Origin of the sequence: Serratia sp. 3ACOL1 (assembly GCF_003668775.1) — a bacterium.
Classification (GTDB): domain Bacteria; phylum Pseudomonadota; class Gammaproteobacteria; order Enterobacterales; family Enterobacteriaceae; genus Chania; species Chania fonticola.
This window is the reverse complement of sequence record NZ_CP033055.1, coordinates 714,579-735,323: the sequence shown is the minus strand read 5'-3', so window position 1 is coordinate 735,323 and position 20,745 is coordinate 714,579. Positions and strand designations below refer to the sequence as shown.

At 54.1% G+C, this 20,745-nt stretch carries 17 protein-coding genes, 1 pseudogene and 1 other annotated feature; of the genes and pseudogenes, 11 read left to right on the top strand and 7 right to left on the bottom strand.

Translation table 11 applies throughout. From position 1 onward, the window contains the following. Position 1: 1 nt before the first annotated feature. Positions 2-1,207 carry a serine hydrolase gene (locus D9980_RS03490; RefSeq protein ID WP_024484085.1) on the bottom strand — a complete coding sequence of 402 codons (1,206 nt, stop codon included), beginning with the start codon at positions 1,205-1,207 and terminating at the stop codon, positions 2-4. A 416-nt stretch (positions 1,208-1,623) separates the two neighbouring features. Between D9980_RS03490 and D9980_RS03485 the strand changes: the two genes are divergently transcribed. Both D9980_RS03485 and D9980_RS03480 read left to right on the top strand, forming a co-directional pair. Further along, positions 1,624-2,280 carry an HAD family phosphatase gene (locus D9980_RS03485; RefSeq protein WP_121606435.1) on the top strand — a complete coding sequence of 219 codons (657 nt, stop codon included), beginning with the start codon at positions 1,624-1,626 and terminating at the stop codon, positions 2,278-2,280. A 73-nt stretch (positions 2,281-2,353) separates the two neighbouring features. Then, positions 2,354-2,974 (top strand): glutathione S-transferase family protein, encoded by a 621-nt coding sequence (locus D9980_RS03480; RefSeq protein ID WP_121606434.1) that lies wholly within the window; start codon positions 2,354-2,356, stop codon positions 2,972-2,974. A gap of 130 nt (positions 2,975-3,104) precedes the next feature. Here the strand turns inward: D9980_RS03480 and D9980_RS03475 are convergent, their stop codons facing one another. Continuing rightward, the gene (locus D9980_RS03475) at positions 3,105-4,208 is read right to left on the bottom strand and encodes a PQQ-dependent sugar dehydrogenase (protein ID WP_121606433.1); all 1,104 of its coding nucleotides are present in this window, start codon (positions 4,206-4,208) and stop codon (positions 3,105-3,107) included. Positions 4,209-4,339: 131 nt separating this feature from the next. Here D9980_RS03475 and D9980_RS03470 point away from each other — a divergent pair, with 131 nt between their 5' ends. After that, complete coding sequence (locus D9980_RS03470) at positions 4,340-4,759, top strand: GNAT family N-acetyltransferase (RefSeq protein WP_121606432.1); 420 nt, start codon at positions 4,340-4,342, stop codon at positions 4,757-4,759. Between the two features lie 11 nt (positions 4,760-4,770). Further along, a complete protein-coding gene (locus D9980_RS03465) occupies positions 4,771-5,751 on the top strand; it encodes a magnesium and cobalt transport protein CorA (RefSeq protein ID WP_121606431.1) in 981 nt (326 codons plus the stop codon). Positions 5,752-5,866: 115 nt separating this feature from the next. Here the strand turns inward: D9980_RS03465 and D9980_RS03460 are convergent, their stop codons facing one another. Together D9980_RS03460 and D9980_RS03455 are read right to left on the bottom strand one after the other, a co-directional pair. Beyond that, complete coding sequence (locus D9980_RS03460) at positions 5,867-7,045, bottom strand: HNH endonuclease (protein WP_238393683.1); 1,179 nt, start codon at positions 7,043-7,045, stop codon at positions 5,867-5,869. A gap of 199 nt (positions 7,046-7,244) precedes the next feature. After that, on the bottom strand, positions 7,245-7,628 hold the full coding sequence (locus D9980_RS03455; protein WP_121606429.1) for a hypothetical protein: 384 nt from the start codon (positions 7,626-7,628) through the stop codon (positions 7,245-7,247). A gap of 425 nt (positions 7,629-8,053) precedes the next feature. On the opposite strand from D9980_RS03455, the gene rimO reads away from it, so the two are divergent. Next, on the top strand, positions 8,054-9,385 hold the full coding sequence (gene rimO / locus D9980_RS03450; protein ID WP_021179962.1) for a 30S ribosomal protein S12 methylthiotransferase RimO: 1,332 nt from the start codon (positions 8,054-8,056) through the stop codon (positions 9,383-9,385). 77 nt (positions 9,386-9,462) lie between these two features. On the opposite strand, the pseudogene D9980_RS03445 reads toward rimO, so the two are convergent. From D9980_RS03445 to D9980_RS03435, 3 genes and pseudogenes are all read right to left on the bottom strand, one after another. Continuing rightward, positions 9,463-11,854, bottom strand: a pseudogene (locus tag D9980_RS03445) (glucose/quinate/shikimate family membrane-bound PQQ-dependent dehydrogenase). 118 nt (positions 11,855-11,972) lie between these two features. Continuing rightward, positions 11,973-14,141 (bottom strand): TonB-dependent receptor PqqU, encoded by a 2,169-nt coding sequence (gene pqqU, locus D9980_RS03440; protein ID WP_121606428.1) that lies wholly within the window; start codon positions 14,139-14,141, stop codon positions 11,973-11,975. A 323-nt stretch (positions 14,142-14,464) separates the two neighbouring features. Continuing rightward, positions 14,465-15,289, bottom strand: a complete 825-nt coding sequence (locus D9980_RS03435) for an SDR family oxidoreductase (RefSeq protein WP_071680793.1) — start codon at positions 15,287-15,289, stop codon at positions 14,465-14,467. A 283-nt stretch (positions 15,290-15,572) separates the two neighbouring features. Here D9980_RS03435 and hisL point away from each other — a divergent pair, with 283 nt between their 5' ends. The 6 genes from hisL (at position 15,573) to hisH (ending at position 20,740) form a co-directional block, all read left to right on the top strand. After that, positions 15,573-15,620 carry a his operon leader peptide gene (hisL, locus tag D9980_RS03430; protein WP_100396937.1) on the top strand — a complete coding sequence of 16 codons (48 nt, stop codon included), beginning with the start codon at positions 15,573-15,575 and terminating at the stop codon, positions 15,618-15,620. Next, positions 15,596-15,731, top strand: a sequence feature (His leader region). Its footprint overlaps the gene before it by 25 nt. A gap of 70 nt (positions 15,732-15,801) precedes the next feature. Next, positions 15,802-16,701 carry an ATP phosphoribosyltransferase gene (gene hisG, locus D9980_RS03425; RefSeq protein ID WP_021179966.1) on the top strand — a complete coding sequence of 300 codons (900 nt, stop codon included), beginning with the start codon at positions 15,802-15,804 and terminating at the stop codon, positions 16,699-16,701. A 4-nt stretch (positions 16,702-16,705) separates the two neighbouring features. After that, positions 16,706-18,013, top strand: a complete 1,308-nt coding sequence (gene hisD, locus D9980_RS03420; protein WP_121606427.1) for a histidinol dehydrogenase — start codon at positions 16,706-16,708, stop codon at positions 18,011-18,013. Continuing rightward, a complete protein-coding gene (hisC, locus tag D9980_RS03415) occupies positions 18,010-19,074 on the top strand; it encodes a histidinol-phosphate transaminase (RefSeq protein WP_121606426.1) in 1,065 nt (354 codons plus the stop codon). The genes hisD and hisC overlap by 4 nt, the downstream gene beginning before the upstream one ends. 8 nt (positions 19,075-19,082) lie before the next feature. Further along, on the top strand, positions 19,083-20,150 hold the full coding sequence (gene hisB / locus D9980_RS03410) for a bifunctional histidinol-phosphatase/imidazoleglycerol-phosphate dehydratase HisB (protein WP_021179969.1): 1,068 nt from the start codon (positions 19,083-19,085) through the stop codon (positions 20,148-20,150). After that, positions 20,150-20,740 (top strand): imidazole glycerol phosphate synthase subunit HisH, encoded by a 591-nt coding sequence (hisH, locus tag D9980_RS03405; protein WP_021179970.1) that lies wholly within the window; start codon positions 20,150-20,152, stop codon positions 20,738-20,740. The genes hisB and hisH overlap by 1 nt, the downstream gene beginning before the upstream one ends. Positions 20,741-20,745 lie beyond the last annotated feature (5 nt).

The following is a 20,745-nucleotide window of genomic DNA, read 5'->3' as shown; positions in this document are numbered from 1 at the left end:
ATTAGCCGAAAATACCGCCAAACCACTGGGTCAGCTTCATCATCACAAAGTCCCACATGCGGCTAAAGAAGTTCCCTTCCTTCACTTCCTGCATCACCACCAGCGGGTGCTGATCGATAGTTTTGCCATCCAGCTGGAAATCGATGGTGCCTACCACTTGATTTTTCGCCAGCGGCGCTTCCAGCGTCGGTTGGTTAAGCTTGTAGCTGGCCTTCAGGTTTTTCATCTGCCCCTTAGGAATAGTCACGGCGGCATCCTTCGCCACGCCCAGCGGCACTTCGCCCACGTCGCCAAACCACACTTTCTGCGTCACAAAGGCTTTATCGGCCTTGATCGGCGTTGCGGTTTCATAGAAGCGGAAGCCCCAGGTCAGCAACTTCTCGCTTTCGCTAAAGCGCACACGGTCACTCGGAGCCCCTAGCACCACTGAAATCAGGCGCATTGGGCCATCGGTGGCCGAGGCAACCAGGTTATGCCCAGCCCCGCCGGTGTAACCGGTTTTGATACCATCCACATTCAGGTTGGTGCTCCACAGCAGGCGGTTACGGTTTATCTGGCGGATCTTATTGAAGGTGAACTCTTTTTCTTTATGCAACGCGTACTCATCCGGCACGTCGCGGATCAGCGCCTGGCTCAGCAACGCCATATCGCGTGCGGTGCTGTACTGCCCTTCGGCATCCAGACCATGCACGGTCAGGAAGTGGGTATTTTGCAGGCCGAGGGACTTGCCATAATTGTTCATCAAGCCAACGAACGAATCCTGGCTACCCGCCACGAAGTCTGCCAAGGCGATGCTGGCGTCGTTACCTGACTGGATGACGATGCCTTTGTTGAGTTCCGATACCGGCACCTGATCGCCGGGTTTGATAAACATCAAAGAAGAACCACGCAACACCGGGTTGCCGGTTGCCCAGGCATCTTTGCCCACGGTGACCAGATCGTCCGGCTTGATCTTACCGGCTTTCATCGCCTGGCCAATCACGTAACTGGACATGATTTTAGTCAGGCTCGCGGGATCCAGGCGGGTATCCGCATTACCTTCTGCCAGGATCTTGCCGCTGTCGTAATCCATCAATACATAGGCTTTCGCATCGACCTGCGGTGCGGCCGGAGCCTCTGCTGCCTGTACGGTAGGCACAACCAACAACATGACACCTACGCTGAGGGCCAATTTACCAAGAGGAGTGGAACGGTTATTTTTCATCATGACGTCGCCAGAGTGTCCATTCAAACCATTGAAATAGCGTTAACTTTCAAACATGTTCACGTTTTCAGCCAACCAGCGAGAGTGGCACGAGGCCGCGCTGCCAACCGCGAAATACCCAGCGGCTCCCATTTGGGCCAACGCGGCACCGAAAGTGCCCTCGTTGTGAGTTTATTAGATTGCTCTTATTTTTGCAGGGTTTAGGCTGATTTTTCTGCATTTTTACATAACTGTACGTTACCGCAGAGAAATTGGCTGGAAATCAGGCTATGCGCCAGGTTATGCAAACTTTCAACAAACCGTCGCCGCACTGTCATCAAAGTTACTTATGCTCTGCGCATTTCACCGCGGCAACTGGTTCACAGCCGCGCGTATCCGTTATCCTATAGCCCGCAGCATTCCTTGCCGGAGAAATATTGATGGATTTAGCCCTGTTCGACCTGGATGAAACTCTGATTGATGATGACAGCGCCAGCCTTTGGGTTCGCTGGCTGGTAGCCGAAGGGTTCGCACCGGCAGAGTTGGAACGTCAAGAGCAGTTGTTGATGCAATCCTATTATCAGGGCCAGCTGTCGATGGAAGATTATATGCAGGCAACGCTGGTTCCGCTGGCGGGTCTGAGTACCCAGACCGTCGCTGGTTGGGTGCAGCGCTATATTCGCCGGGATATCCTGCCCCGCGTCTACCCCGCGGCACGCGAACGCATGCAATGGCATCGCGAACGCGGCGACTGCATTCTGGTGATTTCAGCAACCGGTGAACATCTGGTTGCCCCCATCGCCGAGCAACTGGGGGCCGATGGCGAGCTAGCTATCGGTGTCGAAGTGTCAGAGGGCCGTTTTACCGGCAAGACCTACGGCACCATGACCTATCAGCAGGGTAAGGTCATCCGCCTGCAACAGTGGTTACAGCAACACCCTGAACTGCAATTTGCCCATAGCCACGGCTATAGCGACTCCATTAACGATAAAGCCATGCTGGAATACGTCGACAGCGCCACCGTTATCAACCCGAATAGCGATCTTGGCGCGTTGGCAGAATTGCACGGTTGGGAAGTCTGCCACTGGGAACGCTGATTTCAAGGTGACAAAAACAGCTTTGTAGCGTAGGTATGAGAGTTACTTTTATCTGTCGATGAAGAGGTGCTTTGTGCTGACCATTTGGGGCCGTGAAAATTCTAACAACGTCAAAAAAGTGCGCTGGTGTGCCGCTGAGTTAGGGCTGAATTACACCCATATCAACGCCGGTGGTGCCTTCGGCAAGGTTAACGAAGAACCTTACCGATCGCTTAACCCCAACGGCCTGGTACCGCTGTTGCAGGATGGGGATTTCGTGCTGTGGGAATCCAATACCATCGTGCGTTATCTGGCAGCCAAGTTCGGCCAGACGCCATTCTACCCGCAGGATCTCCAGGCTCGAGCTGCGGCAGAAAAATGGATGGACTGGAATACATCAACCATCACTGTCCCCTTCCGCAACGTGTTCTGGGGCATGGTTCGCACTCCGCCCGAAAAGCGTGATATGGCCCTGATTGAGGCTGGCATTGCTGAACTGGAGCAACACTTTGCTATCATCGAACGGACGTTGGCTGAGCAGCCTTACCTCTCAGGCCAAGAGTTCGGCATCGGCGATATTCCGCTCGGCAGTTTTGTTTACGCCTGGTTTTCCATGCCGATCGAACGCCAGCCCAGCCCGCATATGGAACGCTGGTATCAACGGTTATGCGCACGCCCCGCTTACCAGCACGCGGTGATGATACCGCTCACTTAATTGCCACAGTGCCCCTACCGAGGCTCTTCGTACAACGCAGGGCTAGACGACGAAATCGTGCGGCGGATTATCCGGATGAACTCCAGAGAGGTCATCACCGCCGCCGATCTCAAACTAATCTGACAGGGCGCTAATCGCGCCCAACCCGCAGTAGTTTCCCATCACTGTCATCAGTCAGCAGATAAAGATAACCATCCGGCCCGACGCGCACGTCGCGAATACGCTCATTGCGATCGCCCAATAGCCGCTCTTCTGCCACTATTTTGTCACCGTCCAGCGTCAAACGGATCAGATCCCGTTGTGCCAACGCGCCAATAAACAGAGAGTGCTGCCATTGGGGGAATCGCGGATTATCGTAAAACGCCATCCCGCTGACCCCCGGCGAAACTTTCCAATAATGCAGCGGCTGTTCGGTTCCTGGCACTACCTGGCCCTTGGCTTCAGGGATGGCTAACCCTGAATAATTAATTCCATAGGTCGCTATCGGCCAGCCATAGTTTTTGCCCGGCAGAGGAATATTGATTTCATCACCGCCGCGTGGGCCATGCTCATGCTCCCAAATCTCCCCACTCCAGGGGTTCAGCGCCAATCCTTGCGGATTGCGATGGCCATAAGACCAAATCTCCGGTCGCTTGCCCTTTTGGTCAACAAACGGGTTATCGGCGGGTACCTTGCCCTCTGCCGTTAGCCGCACAATCTTGCCTTGCAGTTTGTCCGTTTCCTGTGCCGTCGCCCGTTGGTTGTTTTCACCCAAGGTAATAAACAGATAGCCCTGGCGATCAAAGACGAGTTTAGAGCCAAAATGGTTGCCGGTAGACAACTTGGGCTGCTGGCGAAAAATGACACGAAAATCTTCCAGCTGTTTATTGTCTGCACTCAGGCGCCCATAACCGACAGCAGTGCCGGCCTTGTCTGCATCCCCTGCCTCTGCAAAGCTAAGGTAAACCCGGCGGCTAGTGACAAAATCCGGAGCCAGCACCACGTCTAGTAATCCTCCTTGCCCCTGCGCATAGACGTCTGGCACACCGGTAATCGGTGAAGAAAGCCCGGCAGACGGCTGCCATAACCGCAAACGGCCAGGACGTTCCGTTATCAGGATACCGCTATCGTTCGGCAAGAAGGCCAGCGACCAGGGATGCTCAAGTCTGTCCTGTAATTCAGTCACTACCGGTGCCGCATGCAGCAGGCCATTGCCGAACAGCAACCAACCCGCAATCAAAAAAGGCCGCAACATGTCATCTCCTTAAATTGGAAGAGTCCAATGAGTTTAGCCCAGACGGTAAAGTTCGTGCTTTAATCTAAATTTCAATATGTTGCATTTTTCCTTTACTGTGCTTAAGTTAGTTGAACCATTCAGGAGGCACAATGAAAATCACCGTAACAGACGCACTACAGCCAGAAGATACCGAAGAGATTCGAAATCATTTGAAGACTTTCAACCACCAATTTGTCGGTGATATCCTGAACAAAAACATCGGGGTTTTTGTCCTGGATGATCAGGGTAATAAACTCGCTGGGTTAACTGGCAGTACCGTAGGCAGTTGGTTAAGCATCGATCTGTTGTGGGTTTCTGAGACATTACGCGGCGAAGGTGTAGGCAGTAAGCTCATCAAGAAAGCAGAACAGCAGGCAATAGCGGATGGCTGCAAATTTGCGCGTGTAGATACTTTCAGTTTCCAGGCTCGGCCATTCTACGAAAAACAGGGTTACCAATTGCAAATGACATTGCACAATGCGCCGGTAGAACATGAACGCTATTTCTTCACCAAAACCCTCACAGACTGACAGGTAACGCGATGGAAACCCAGGCAATGGTCATCAACTGCGTGGCGTATAAGGCCGGTAAACGGCTGACCGACGTGACGATTGAAGATATCAGTGAAGTGGTCAAGGAGCCGGACACCTTTATCTGGCTGGGCTTGTGGCAACCGGAAGACGCGTTCATGCGCAAGATCCAGGAGGAGTTCGGCCTGCACGATCTGGCGATCGAAGACGCCTTATGTGCCCATCAACGGCCGAAAATAGAGACCTATGGTGATTCGCTGTTCATCGTGGTGAAAACCGCACAGTGGATGAAAGAAGAAGTCGAATACGGTGAGACCCACTTTTTCGTTGGTAAAAACTTCCTGATCAGCGTGCGCCACGGTGCTTCTTCCAGCTATGCCCCTATCCGCGCCAAGGCAGAGGAAAACCCCAAGCAACTGTGCCACGGGCCTGGTTTTGCGCTGTATTCGGTATTGGATTTTATCGTCGACAACTATCGCCATATCGTCGGCAAGTTCGAAACGATGATCGAAGACATTGAGTCCAACATGTTCAGGTCGGAGTTTGACGAAACCGCCATCGAAAACGTCTACAGCCTGCGCCGCCACCTGCTCGGCCTGCGTAATGCCGCCCTGCCGATGGATGAGATCTGCAACCAACTGATCCATCTGCATGAGGATGTGATCCCTAAAGAATTGCGGGCCTACGTTCGCGACGTGCAGGACCATACCCGGCAGGTCGCCAGCACGATAGATGATATGCGCGAAATGCTGACCAACGCCATGCACGTCAATCTGGCATTGGTGACCGTCAAGCAAAACGAAGTGGTTAAGCGATTGGCAGGCTGGGGGGCGATCCTGGCCATTCCAACGGTGATCTTCAGCCTGTACGGCATGAATTTTGCCGATATGCCCGAATTGAAGTTCCCCTGGGCTTACCACACCACGCTGGGCGTCACCGTCGCCGGTTGCTTCTTCCTGTACCAAAAACTCAAGCGTTCCGGCTGGTTATAGATCCGTACTGGCATTACTCCACTGGATACGCGACGTAGGGGCGCTGCATGCTGCGCCCGCTTATCTCCATGCTGCGCCTACTCAGATAATCAATGACTCCAGTTTCAGGAGTTAGCTACTGCAAAATACCAGTGCAAAACTCTCGATGGCGAGCCAGATGTTCTCTCAGTGGCCAATCGCCCTTGGAATTTGGCAGCTCAATCCTTCGGCCTAACAATTCTGCATACTCGGAATCTAATAACATAGGGGCCAAACAGACTTGAAAATCATCATCAAGCCAAAGTAGGCCTTTATCAAAAAGCGTATGGATATCGGTTTTAAGGAGAATTCCGTGTTTTGCCTCACAGTGCCATGCTCCTGCGTAAGGCCTGATATGTGCAGCCTCAAGCAATGCCGTAATAGTTGAGCCCGTTACGGGACATTTTCCCTGATAGGCCGCCATTAGCCGCCGTCTAAAGATAGGTTGCCCTTCGCGAATGACAGCTTCACGCATTGCCCTCACGCGAGCATCGTTGAAATCATCGTCTGTTGTTTCTGTGTCATTGTCGCAAGTTTCAATACGGAGTTGGTGCATGATCGCATCGGTATGCCACGGATCTACAATCTTAATCGGGGTCTTTCCATCATCAGCTATATCCCATACACCATGCAATTCAGGAATATATTCGACATAGCGCGTAGCTCTCAGCTCTCCTGAACGGTAAAAGGTATCACAAGGATGCTCCTTATCGCTTCGCGTATCTGTTCGTCCTTGTAAATAGCGATATCGATGATTACTGTTCACAGTTAACGCGTCCAACTGAATGCGAATTTCATTCGCTTTTAGTGGGGCGTTGCTATTCATTATCCAATTTATTACATCGATGGCTGAAGCCTCGCCTAACTTTCGAACAGCATAAACAACTCTGAGTCGGTTAGGTTCAAGGTACTCATCAGGAATCTCATGATCATCAAGCAAAGTATTACTACTAAATCCATGATAACGCATCCAATCCCCCCATTGTCGCGAATGGGTGCTAATCCCAACCCTGTCAGGTTCACGTCTGTTGATCTCTGCCTTAAATTCTTGACTGGTTGGTGCCCGACCTAATTGAACATACAGATCGTGACAGCAATCCCAAACAGCCCTGACCCGTTCCCCATCGGGATAACCTGTTTTACTCAAACTCATAAAGTATCCTTTTGCCTTATTTTTGCGGCCGCCAGCAGCATTGTTTGGTATCAAGCTTACCCTTTTAGAAAAATCAGATTTCCAACCAATGCCACAAACAGAGATACCTATACGAAATTTCACCCAACAGCTAACGATCAGATCCGATTGCGAGATTTTCCCGAGGATCCAGAACAAACGAAAAATATAGCTATGATATTGATTATTATATTAATTAATAAAAAAATCTGATACGTTCTGATGAATCCCCAAAGAATCTAGCTTTCATTTTTGGGATAAAAGCCTCCTTGCAAATGTAGGCAAGAAAGCTTTTTTATTTCGCTTAAAGTTGCTTAATTGGATAGGTATTTTTGGTACTGGAGCCATCACTATACGTTTCAGTGACCGTTAAATCCCCCCCACTGATTGAGTATTTCACGACACTATCCATAGGATCATCACGCCAACGACCAATGCTATCAGGGTTATCTGAAGCCCATAAAACTTGATCGCCGATTAGCTTGCACTTGATACCCCAACGGGAGTTATCGTCCTGCCTAATGTAATGAACATAAGCTATACCTGATTTAACCTTGTCCAACTTCATGATCTTGTGATCGCGGCCGAACATAGAAGCAGCTGCGGCCTTACAGGCCTTCCCCACATCAGCCTCTGCTGCATATAACGATGAACTGAACAATAACGAAAGTATTAACAACTTCTTCATAAAAAATCGCTCCTTAGTCTAGCCATACGTTTCTGCTGTTATCGTCATCCGTGCGAACAACTTTACCTTAAACGTTGTAACAACCTAGTGAGAGTCTACGCATAAGCGAGATTGAGCTCGTTGCGAGAGTTAACCCCATTAGAATTCCGGACCTCTTAGCTTGCTTCCTGTACCAAAAACTCAAGCGTTCCGGCTGGTTATAGATCGCCATCAAAACGGCTTATACTGCTATAGCTGAGACTGCTGCTGATGCGGCTTGACGGGCGCAGCATGCGGCTGCCCCTACGGTCGAACAGTTTGGCCGTTAAAAATCCAGCCACTTTGTCATCAATCTAGGCCGTTTTTGTTTACGCCGCCAACATATAACGGTGTAATTTCCCGTTGCCCAAGTGTAAAATCCGCCCGTTTCTATTTTGGATTGAGCTATGTCACAAACTATGACCCCAAAAGCCCCCCGTGTCGGCTTTGTCTCACTAGGTTGCCCGAAAAACCTGGTTGATTCTGAACGGATCCTGACTGAACTGCGTAACGAAGGTTACCAGGTAGTGCCTCGCTATGATGATGCCGAGCTGGTGATCGTGAACACCTGCGGCTTTATCGACAGCGCCGTTCAAGAGTCACTGGAAGCGATCGGTGAAGCCTTGAACGAGAATGGCAAGGTGATTGTGACCGGCTGCCTCGGTGCCAAGGAAAACCAAATCCGTGAGGTGCATCCGAAGGTCCTGGAAATTACCGGGCCGCACAGCTACGAACAGGTTTTGTCCCACGTTCACCAATATGTGCCGAAACCGGAACATAACCCCTTTACCAGCCTGACCCCGGCGCAGGGCGTGAAGCTGACGCCAAAGCACTACGCCTACCTGAAGATTTCCGAAGGCTGTAACCATCGCTGCACCTTCTGCATCATCCCATCGATGCGTGGCGACTTGGACAGCCGCCCGATCGGCTCCGTGCTGGATGAAGCCAAACGCCTGGTGGAATCTGGGGTGAAAGAGCTGTTGGTGATCTCACAAGACACCTCGGCCTACGGCGTCGATGTCAAACACCGTACCGGTTTCTGGAACGGCCAGCCGGTAAAAACCAGCATGGTCAGCCTGTGTGAACAGCTTTCCAGCCTGGGTGCCTGGGTGCGTCTGCACTACGTTTACCCTTACCCGCACGTGGATGACGTGATCCCACTGATGGCAGAAGGCAAGATCCTGCCTTATCTGGATATTCCACTGCAGCACGCCAGCCCGAAAATCCTCAAGCTGATGAAACGCCCTGGCGCGGTTGAACGCACGCTGGAGCGCATCAAGCGCTGGCGCGAAATCTGCCCGGATCTGACGTTGCGCTCCACCTTTATCGTTGGCTTCCCAGGGGAAACCGAAGAAGACTTCCAGATGCTGCTCGACTTCCTGACCGAAGCCAAGCTGGATCGCGTTGGCTGCTTCAAGTTCAGCCCGGTAGAAGGTGCTGCCGCTAATGAACTGGCCGACCCGGTGCCAGAAGAGGTGAAGGAAGAACGCTTCCATCGCTTTATGCAGCTGCAGCAGCAAATCTCCGCCCAACGCTTGCAAGACAAGATTGGCCGCGAAGTGCTGGTGCTGATCGACGAAGTGGATGAGGAAGGTGCTATTGGCCGCAGCATGGCGGACGCACCGGAAATCGACGGCGCGGTCTACCTCAACGGTGAAGCCAATGTCAAAGTCGGCGACATCGTCAAAGTGAAGATTGAGAACGCCGACGAGTACGATCTCTGGGGTTCCAAGGTCTGATTTCGACCACCGCGGAAAACCATAAAGGGGTTAGCAGCAATGCTAACCCCTTTATTTATTGGTGAACTACCAGCTAGTTACTTTTCGTCCGGCAGAGCATAAGCAATGACATAGTCACCCCGCTCTGCGGCCTGACGAGCACCACCCGCGCTGATGATAATGTATTGCTTGCCGTTCTTCGGCGAGACAAAGGTCATTGGACCGGACTGGCTGCCCACTGGCAGACGTTCTTTCCAGATCTCTTTCCCGGTTGCCGTATCGAAGGCACGCAGGTAGAAATCCTGAGTACCAGCAAAGAACAGCAGGCCGGATTGAGTAGACAGACTCGCCCCCAGCGTTGGCATGCCCACTTCCATCGGCATACGCATTTTGATGCCCAGCGGCCCCGTATCCTGCACCGTACCTACCGGAACCTGCCACACCAGCTTGCCAGACTTCAGGTCTACCGCTGACATGGTGCCAAACGGTGGCTTCTGGCATGGAATACCCAATGGGGAAAGGAAGCGTTCACGGATCGCACCGAACGGCGTACCGTCCATCGGAACCAGACCCATTTCGATGCCGCTGGCGCCGGTCGGCACCTTGCTGCGTGGCACCATCGAGTTGGCCAGCCCCAAACGCATATCGTTAACAAACATGATGGCATTGTTCGGATCCACCGAAACGCTGCCCCAGTTCATCCCGCCTAATGAGCCAGGATATTGTAGAGCACGGTCGATACCCGGCGGTGTATAGACGCCCTGGTGACGCATCCCTTTGAACTCAATACGGCACAGCAGTTGATCGAGCGGCGTTGCGCCCCACATGTCTGACTCGGTCAGCGTCTGGTTGCCAATATTCGGCATTCCCACCGAGAACGGCTGGGTTTTGGAATAACGTTCGCCAGGCACATTGCCCTGCGGTACTTCACGCTCTTCCACTTTCGCCACCGGCTGACCGTTCTCACGGTTGAGCATAAAGATCATGCCCTGCTTACTGGTTTGCACCAGCACGGGTGTCGTACCACCCTTGCCATCTGGCAGATCGTACAGTAACGGCTGGGAAGGCAGGTCAAAGTCCCACAGATCATGGTGCGTAGTTTGGAAATGCCAACGCACTTTGCCGCTGGTGGCATCAACAGCCACGATGGAAGAACTGTATTTATCATCCAGCTCGGTACGCTCGCCGCCAAAGAAGTCAGGGGTGGCGTTACCGGTCGGCAGATAGATCAGATTCAGTTTGGCATCGTAGGACATTGCGGACCATACGTTCGGCGTACCGCGCGTATAGGTTTCACCCGCTGGTGGCAGCTTGGTAATGGCCGGATTACCCGGATCCCATGCCCAGGCAAGTTCACCAGTATGCACATCATAAGCACGCACCACACCAGGAGGTTCGCCGGTAGAGAAGTTATCCGCCACGCGGCCACCCACCACCACCAGGTTACCCGCCACCAATGGGGTTGAGGTTTGCTGGTAATAACCCGGTTTAACTTCGCCCATGCCCGCTTTCAGATCGACAGTGCCGTTATCACCAAAGTCGGCGCAAGGTTTGCCGGTATCGGCATCAATGGCAATCAAACGCGCATCGATGGTTGGCAGGAACAGACGGCGTTCGCACATGGCTGGTGCCGTAGCGCTAGCGGCAACCACTGGCGATGAGGCAGGCTGAGCCGCATTGTCGTAATAGCCCAAGCCACGGCAGCGCTGCCAGTTAGGGGCTGAGGCTTTAGGATCGAAGGACCACTGTTGTTTGCCGGTATCGGCCTCCAACGACAGCACTTTGCCGTAGGCGGTACAGACATACAGGGTATTGCCGACCTGCAGCGGAGTATTCTGGTCTTCTGCACCGGAACCGTTGCTTTGTGGAATATCGCCGGTATGGGCAATCCACGCCACCTTCAGCTTGCTGACGTTAGACTTGTTGATCTGATCCAGCGCGGCAAAACGGTCACCGTGGGTGGTATTCCCCCAATGTTCCCAGTTTTTCTGCTCACTACCGGCAGCCACCGGTTTAACCGGGATATCTTCCTTGGCCGCCACCAGTGGCGTAGGCACAAAGGTGTAACCAAATCCGGCCACCAGCGCAACCGCCAGCAACCCAGCCAAAGAATAGCTGACGAAGCCGCGAACCGGATGACCGGCACGTTTCTTCAACCATGGATAGGCCAACGCGGCCAGGAAGGCCAGCACGCCGAACATAAACAAGCGTGAGAACAACGGCCAGAAATCCAGGCCAACATCCCACAACGCCCAAATCAGGGTGAACACAAAGGCCAGCGCATACACCCATATGCCCGCAGGTTTGAGCTTGATCACCAGTACCGCAGCGATCAGCATCACCACGCCCATCAGCCCAAAATAGAGGCTCCCCCCAATGAAGCCAGGTAAACGCCGCCGATTGCCAGCGCGAGGCCGATGACACCCATCAGCCCCCCAGCAGCCACATCAAGTAATTCCCTATACTTCGTTTATTGCCTGTCTTTGCCATATTCACTTTCTCCCACCGCTAGCAACGCGCAAATTTTGGCGCACTCACTGGTGTAATAAATAACCATCCCAAGATAACAACTCAACGGGGGTTAGGTTCCCCGCTGTACTACTGCTTACTACTCAAATGAATAAGCAACACTCATGCCCCCACCCCAGTTTCTGCCTGGAGCAGGTTCGAAATAGCGGCCATTGCCTTCGTTGACAATCACCGAGCCGACGTACTGGCGTTCAAACAGATTGTCCACCCGGCCAAAAACGGTAAATTGCCAGTTCCCTACCGGGTAGCGATATCCGGTATTCAGCGCCGCCACGGTGTAGGACGGTGCCTGCTGTGAATTCTGATCGTTGGTCTGGATATCGCTCATGTAGCGCACTTCAGCACCGGCGAACCAACCTTGCGGCGGCGACCAGGCCAGCGAGGCGTACCCCATATTGCGGGCAATCCCCGGCAGGCGGTTGCCTTTTGGCACTTGCTTTGCAGCAGAACAGGTGCTGTCGCCACAGACATCATCGCGGTAAGTGGCATCCAGCAGCGTCCAGGCCATTTGCAGACGCCAGTCGTAGCTGAACTGTTGATCCAGCGCTAACTCCACCCCACGGCGACGGGTTTGCCCCGCGTTCTTGTAGCTGGTGCGCCCGTTGCTGCTCTCATCGACGACAATTTCGTTTTTGGTATCCGTCTGGAACAACGCCGCGCTGAACAGGCCGTTGCCGATACGGGTCTTGCTTCCCAGTTCAACGGTATCGCTAGTCGCCGGTTTTAGACCGAGATTGAGCCCCGCCACGCCACCCGGGCGATAAGAGAGTTCATTGATGGTTGGGGTTTCAAAGCCACGCCCGGCGGAAGCGTACACATTCCAGCCCTTGGTCAACGCATAGTTGAGCGAGCCTACTGGCAACCACTGGTGATAGCGGGCGTCGCCACTGTCATCACCATTACTGCCGGTAATATAGTGATCGTTGGAATCGAAATTGACGGTGCTGAAGCGCACTCCGGCATCCAGCGTCAAACGTTGGGTCAGGTTCCAGGAAGTTTGCAGATAGGGATCCACATTCCACATCAGGTTGCGTTCATCCCGCCGTAGATTACCCTTGGTCCCTAATTCGTTAACGCCATTGACTACCGTGAAATTCTCGTAGCCTTTGCGCTGCTCGGTCATGGTTTCGTAGTCGAGCCCCCCCGTCACGCTGAACGGCAACGTGGCGATTTCACCGCGATGAGTCCAGCGAGTATCGATGCCCTGATAATGACGCGCCAGAGAGATCACTCCGCCGGGATGTTGTTCACTACGCTGCTGTACGGCTACTGGAATTGACTGATACTGCGTGGTTTCCCGCTCACCGGCGTAAGTCATGATGCTCAGATCGTCATTGGCGCTCATCTGGCGTTCATAGCGCAACCCAGCCTGGGTTTGCGAAATGGTTTTACGCGTGTTGTATTGATCTGCTCTTGGTGCCTGGCGCGGATTGTCGTGCCATTCGGCTTCGGTTAAACCACCGGGATCGTCGGCATTAATATCCACCGAGTTAAACAGCAGCGTCAGCGTGCTGACATCATCAATGCGCACACCAAAACGCGCGTTACCCAGGTTCTTGCGTGCCCCGCTGTGGTCGCGGAACCCTTCAGTGGTAAAACGGGTCGCGGAAACGGCGTAGTTCACGTCACCTGCGTGCGTGCCATCGCCGGTTGCACCGCTGGCTTTCATGCCGTAGCGCCAGGTGCCGTCACTGCCGCTATACATACCCGCTTCAATCTTGTCCGGCTGTTGGCCGGTTTCGGTCTCTACATTGATGACGCCACCAGAAGCGTTGCCATACAGAGCAGAAAACGGCCCGCGCAAGACCTCAATCTTATCCACTGAATTAAGATCGATATTCGACGTTTGCCCTTGACCATCCGGCATGGTGGCAGGAATACCATCCACATAAATGCGCACGCCGCGTACACCGTACATTGAGCGCGAGCCAAACCCACGGATTGACAGTTGCAAATCTTGCGCATAATTCTGGCGATTTTGAATTTGCAGCCCCGGCACGCTGCCCAGCCCTTCGGAGAGATTAATCTGCGGCCTGGCCTGACGAAGTTCATCGCCATTAAGCACGCTAACCGCTGCCGGAGTACTCAATTCTGAAAGACCGCTGCGCTTGGCCGTGACCACCATGGAAGATTGGTCCACTGCCCGATCGCTGGCCTGTACGTTTACCGCCACACACAGAGCGCAAGGTAACAGCGCAGAAATGGCGATAGGTGAGATCGCTGTATTTTTTTTATTAAGAAAATTCATGTAAAAACTGCCATTAGACGCTTGAGAGGATAGGTACCTTTTAGAAAAAACCGAGCGTATGTTAATACTTATCGCAACAATTTGAAAATAGCGGAGAGAAACTCAAACTTCCGTTAACTCGAATTTCACACAAATGATAAATATAGATGATGTATATCAGGAGAGGGAATAGGAAGGATTTAGATTATTACTTTCAATATCAATGCGTAAAATTAATTTCCTTGTAATTTAGTCGTGTTTAATAATCAAACTGACAGATTAAAAAGAAGCAAGGTTTTTTTAGGGGGGTACTGCCCCGCAAGCAGCGGGACAGTTCTATTTGGTTAACTGATCGGCATGCGATTCGGGTCTGGGTATTGATATTCAAACCCCAGCTCATTACAGATACGGCTACCGTCCACCAGCCGCCCCTCTTGTTCATCTTCTTGCGCAAACTGCGGAGGTTGCAGATGCAGTTGCTCGGCCAGCGCAGGGTAGAAATCACGTTTGAGCGGATGGCCTGGCGCACAAAGATTATAGGTGTGCCCGCCCTTCGGCAGCTTCAGCAGCAGTTGAATGGCCGCAATCACGTCATCCTGATGTACCAGATTGACCCCGTGCGAGCCACCCTTGACGTCAACCTTACCCGCCAGGAAACGCCCTGGATGACGATCTCCACCCACCAGCCCTGCCAAGCGCAAAACGTCCACCGACGTGTTGGGCAATTGATGCAGCCACAGCTCCAACTCCTCCAGCACTCGGCCAGCCGATGTCACCGGCTTGAGCGGTGAATCTTCCCGAACGGTGCCGGTGGTTTCACCGTATACCGACGTGGAGCTGGTAAAGATAATATGCGGCACGCCAAACGCTATCGCGCTGTCTACCAACATACGTACGGCATCAAAGTAGCTTGCGCTCCCCTCGACGGTGCGGCTGGCTGGCAGAGTGATCACCAACGCATCCGTGTACAACAGCTGTTCCAGATCGTGAGCTTCACAAATCAGCTCCGGCGTCAGTTCCAGGCGATAACATTCGATACCGCTCATCCGCGCGGCTTCTACCCCATCCGGCGTAGTTTTACTGCCAACCACTTCATACCCGTGGCCCATTAACGATAAAGCCAGCGGCATCCCTAACCAACCCAGACCCACAATGGCGACTTTTTTCATCAGTATGCCCCTAAGAATCGACTAACAAGCCCAACTTCACCGTTGCGGAAGGCCAACGGCCACACCGCAGGCGATAGTCGGATACTCCCCTAGGCTACGCCACCGCGCTGGTGGTTACAATCGGTTAACCTTAAGGTTGGGTAAAGCCGCGTGCGGCTAATAACTCAGGCGCTTTCAATAAATTAAATTCATAACCACAAAAAAGGGTTGCAAGTTATACAACGGATAGTTTAGCTTAATTAGCACCTCAGCACTGGCTGACCCAATTTTAAAGAGAAATGACATGACTCGCGTTCAGTTCAACCACCATCATCACCATCATCCTGACTAGTCTTTCAGGCGATGTGTGCTGGAAGACGATTCTCGAATCTTCCAGTGGCGCGTAGAACGAACTAAACGCAAGAAAGAGCCCTCGGAAGATATCTTCCGAGGGTTTTTTTTTGGCTCCGGACAGACAGAAAATATAATTTTAATAACAAATTCATAAAATTACAGATTAAACAGAGGTTACCATGTTGGACAAAACACGTTTACGTATCGCCATGCAGAAATCAGGCCGCCTGAGTGAAGAGTCTCAGGAATTGCTGGCCCGCTGCGGCATCAAGATCAACCTGCAGCAACAACGCCTGATTGCCTTCGCCGAGAATATGCCGATCGATATCCTGCGCGTACGTGATGACGATATCCCTGGCCTAGTGATGGATGGCGTGGTGGATCTGGGCATCATCGGTGAGAACGTGCTGGAAGAGGAACTGCTCAACCGCCGTGCTCAAGGCGAAGACCCGCGTTACTTCACGCTGCGTCGCCTGGATTTTGGGGGTTGCCGCCTGTCGCTGGCCACCTCGCTGGATAGCGAATACTCCGGCCCGCAAAGCCTGCAAGACTCCCGCATCGCAACCTCTTACCCGCACCTGCTCAAGCAATACCTCGATAAACAAGGCGTTCGTTTTAAATCTTGCCTGCTGAACGGCTCGGTGGAAGTGGCTCCGCGCGCAGGCTTGGCAGACGCTATCTGTGACCTGGTGTCTACCGGCGCCACCCTGGAAGCCAACGGCCTGCGTGAAGTGGAAGTGATTTACCGCTCGAAAGCCTGCCTGATCCAGCGTGACGGTGAAATGCCGGAAGCCAAACAACAGCTGATCGACCGCCTGATGACCCGCATCCAAGGCGTGATCCAGGCGCGCGAATCCAAATACATCATGCTGCACGCGCCAAGCGAACGCCTGGACGAAATCGTCGCGCTGCTGCCGGGTGCCGAACGCCCTACCATTCTGCCACTGGCAGGCTCTCAGAACCGCGTAGCGATGCACATGGTCAGCAGTGAGACTCTGTTCTGGGAAACCATGGAAAAACTGAAGGCCCTGGGTGCCAGCTCCATTCTGGTGCTGCCAATTGAGAAGATGATGGAGTAACGCCATGCCAAACTTCAATACCGTCGTCAATTGGGGCAGCTGCAGCGCGGAACAGCGCGAGGAGCTGCTGATGCGCCCGGCCATTTCGGCTTCGGACAGCATCACCCGCACGGTGCGTGAGATCCTCGATAACGTGAAGGCCAACGGGGACCGCGCGCTACGTGAGTACAGCGCCAAGTTTGATAAAACCGAAGTCGCGGCATTACGCGTAACGGCAGAGCAGATTGACCAGGCCTGCGCCCGTCTGGGTGACGAGATCAAACAGGCGATGGCCGTAGCCGTCGCCAACGTGGAAACCTTCCACAATGCACAACAACTGCCAGCGGTAGACGTCGAAACCCTGCCTGGCGTGCGTTGCCAGCAGGTGACCCGTCCAATCGATTCGGTGGGTCTGTATATCCCTGGTGGCTCCGCACCGCTGTTCTCCACGGTATTGATGTTGGCGACCCCGGCACGCATTGCCGGTTGCCGCCGCGTGGTGCTGTGTTCACCACCGCCGATTGCCGATGAGATCCTGTATGCCGCCAAACTCTGTGGCGTGCAGGAAGTGTTCCAGGTTGGTGGCGCGCAGGCGATTGCCGCCATGGCGTTTGGCACGGATTCGGTGCCACGGGTAGCGAAAATCTTCGGGCCGGGCAACGCCTTCGTGACCGAAGCCAAACGTCAGATCAGCCAACGGTTGGACGGTGCGGCCATCGATATGCCTGCTGGCCCTTCCGAGGTGCTGGTGATTGCAGACAGCGGCGCGACCCCGGCGTTTGTCGCTTCCGATCTGCTGTCTCAGGCCGAGCATGGCCCCGATTCACAGGTCATTCTGTTAACCCCAGACGCCGCGATGGCCGAAGCGGTCGCCGTAGCGGTTGAGCAACAGCTAGCACAACTGCCACGGGCAGAAACCGCCCGCCAAGCTTTGGCCAGCAGCCGCCTGATTGTGGCGAAGGATTTGGCCGAGTGTGTCGCCATCAGCAACCAGTACGGCCCTGAGCACCTGATTATTCAGACCCGCAGCGCGCGCGATCTGGTAGACAGCATCACCAGCGCCGGTTCGGTGTTCCTCGGTGACTGGTCGCCGGAATCTGCCGGGGATTATGCTTCCGGCACCAACCACGTGCTGCCAACCTATGGCTATACCGCCACCTGCTCTAGCCTGGGACTGGCGGATTTCCAAAAGCGCATGACGGTACAGGAACTGACGCCACAAGGCTTTATGACCCTGGCCCCGACCATTGAAATCCTGGCAGCCGCCGAACAGTTGGTCGCCCACAAAAACGCCGTGACCCTACGCGTCGCCGCACTGAAGGAGCAAGCATGAGCATCGAAGAATTAGCACGCAAAAACGTGCGCGAGCTGACCCCGTATCAGTCGGCCCGCCGCCTTGGTGGCAAGGGTGACGTCTGGCTGAATGCCAACGAATACCCGGTTGCGCCAGAGTTCCAACTGACCGCCCAGACCTTTAACCGCTATCCGGAATGCCAACCCGCGCTGGTGATTGAGCGCTACGCCGCCTACGCCGGGGTGAATAAAGACCAGGTGTTGGTCAGCCGTGGCGCCGATGAAGGTATAGAACTGCTGATCCGTGCCTTTTGCGAGCCGGGTAAAGACGCCATCCTGTTCTGCCCACCGACTTACGGCATGTACGCCGTCAGCGCCGAGACGTTTGGCGTAGAGCGCCGCACGGTCGCCGCCAAAGAAGACTGGCAGCTCGATCTGCCTGCCATTGCCGCCAGCCTGGATAACGTCAAGCTGATCTACGCCTGCAGCCCGAATAACCCGACCGGCAATCTGCTCGATCCGAACGATCTGCGTAACCTGCTGGAACTGGCCAAAGGCAAAGCTATCGTCGCCATCGATGAAGCTTATATCGAGTTCTGCCCGCAAGCATCGGTTGCTAGCTGGCTGAGCGATTACCCGCACCTGGTAGTATTACGCACGCTGTCCAAAGCCTTCGCCCTGGCTGGCCTGCGCTGTGGTTTTACCCTGGCCAATGAGGACGTGATCGCCCTGCTGCTGAAAGTGATTGCCCCGTATCCGCTCTCAACCCCGGTGGCCGATATCGCCGCCCAGGCGCTGAGCACCGAGGGGATCCGCGTTATGCGCCAGCGCGTCACCGAGATTGCCGCCAACCGCAGTTGGCTTCAGCAGGCGTTACAAGACTGCGCCTGCGTGGAGCAGGTCTTCACCAGTGACAGCAATTACCTGCTGGTTCGCTTTACCGCCTCAAGTCATGTCTTTAAAACCTTATGGGATCAGGGCATTATCTTGCGAGACCAAAATAAACAGCCTGGCCTGTCCGGTTGCCTGCGTATCACCATCGGCACCCGTAACGAATGCCAGCGCGTCGTTGACGCACTCAATACTCTGCCCGGCGCATAGGAGCCAACGTGAGCCAAAAATATCTCTTTATTGACCGTGACGGCACGCTGATTGCTGAACCCCCTGAAGATTTCCAGGTCGACCGCCTGGATAAACTGGCGCTGGAGCCGGAGGTGATCCCTGCCCTGCTGGCCTTGCAGCAAGCCGGTTTCACCCTGGTGATGATCACCAATCAGGACGGCCTCGGCACCGCCAGCTTCCCGCAGGAAACCTTCGATCCACCGCACAACCTGATGATGCAGATCCTCAGCTCACAGGGCGTCAAATTCGACGATATCCTGATCTGCCCGCACAAGCCGGAAGACCATTGCGAATGTCGTAAACCGAAGGTCGCCATGGTCAAAGGCTATCTGGAGCCGGGCGTAATAGACGTGGCCAACAGCTATGTGATTGGCGATCGTCAAACCGATATCCAACTGGCAGCCAATATGGGTATTCAGGGGCTGCTGTATCAGCGCCAGGCGCTGGGCTGGCAGGCCATCACCCAACAGCTGACCAAACGCGATCGCTATGCGCACGTTAACCGCGTGACCAAAGAGACGCAGATTGACGTTAAGGTCTGGTTGGATCGTGAAGGCGGTAGCAAGATCAAAACCGGCGTCGGCTTCTTCGACCACATGCTGGATCAGATCGCCACCCACGGCGGCTTCCGGATGGATATTCAGGTGAACGGCGATCTGTACATCGACGATCACCACACGGTAGAAGACACCGGATTGGCGCTGGGCGAAGCTCTGAGTAAAGCCCTGGGTGACAAACGCGGCATCGCACGCTTCGGCTTCGTGTTGCCGATGGATGAATGCCTGGCCCGTTGCGCACTGGATATCTCCGGCCGCCCGCACCTGGAATATAAAGCCGAGTTCAACTACCAACGCGTAGGCGATCTCAGCACCGAGATGATCGAGCACTTCTTCCGCTCGCTGTCTTACACCATGGGCTGCACCCTGCACCTGCGAACCAAAGGCAAAAACGACCATCACCGCGTCGAAAGCCTGTTCAAGGTATTTGGCCGCACGCTGCGCCAGGCGATCCGCGTTGAGGGCAATACGCTGCCTAGCTCGAAAGGAGTGCTGTGATGAACGTGGTGATCCTGGATACCGGCTGCGCCAACCTCGCCTCGGTCAACTATGCGGTGCAGCGCCTGGGCTATCAGCCACAGGTGAGCCGCGATCCGGAGATCGTGCTGCGCGCCGACAAACTGTTCCTGCCTGGTGTGGGTACTGCACAGGCGGCGATGGACCAGTTGGAACAACGCGACCTGATCGATCTGATCAAGGCATGTACCCAGCCGGTGCTGGGGATCTGCCTGGGCATGCAGTTGCTGGCAGCCAGCAGTGAAGAAAATGGGGGTATCAAAACGCTAGGGATTATCGATACTCCGGTAACACAGATGACCGATTTTGGCCTGCCTTTACCCCATATGGGCTGGAACCAGGTTACGGCGCAGGCCGGCGATCATCTGTTCCGCGGCATCGAGGATGGTGCTTACTTTTACTTCGTTCACAGTTATGCGATGCCGATATGCTCAAGCACCATCGCTCAGGCGAACTACGGCGAGCCCTTCACCGCCGCCGTACAAAAAGACAACTTCTTTGGCGTGCAGTTTCATCCAGAGCGATCTGGCAACGCCGGGGCGCAACTGTTGAAGAACTTTCTGGAGATGTAGGCAGC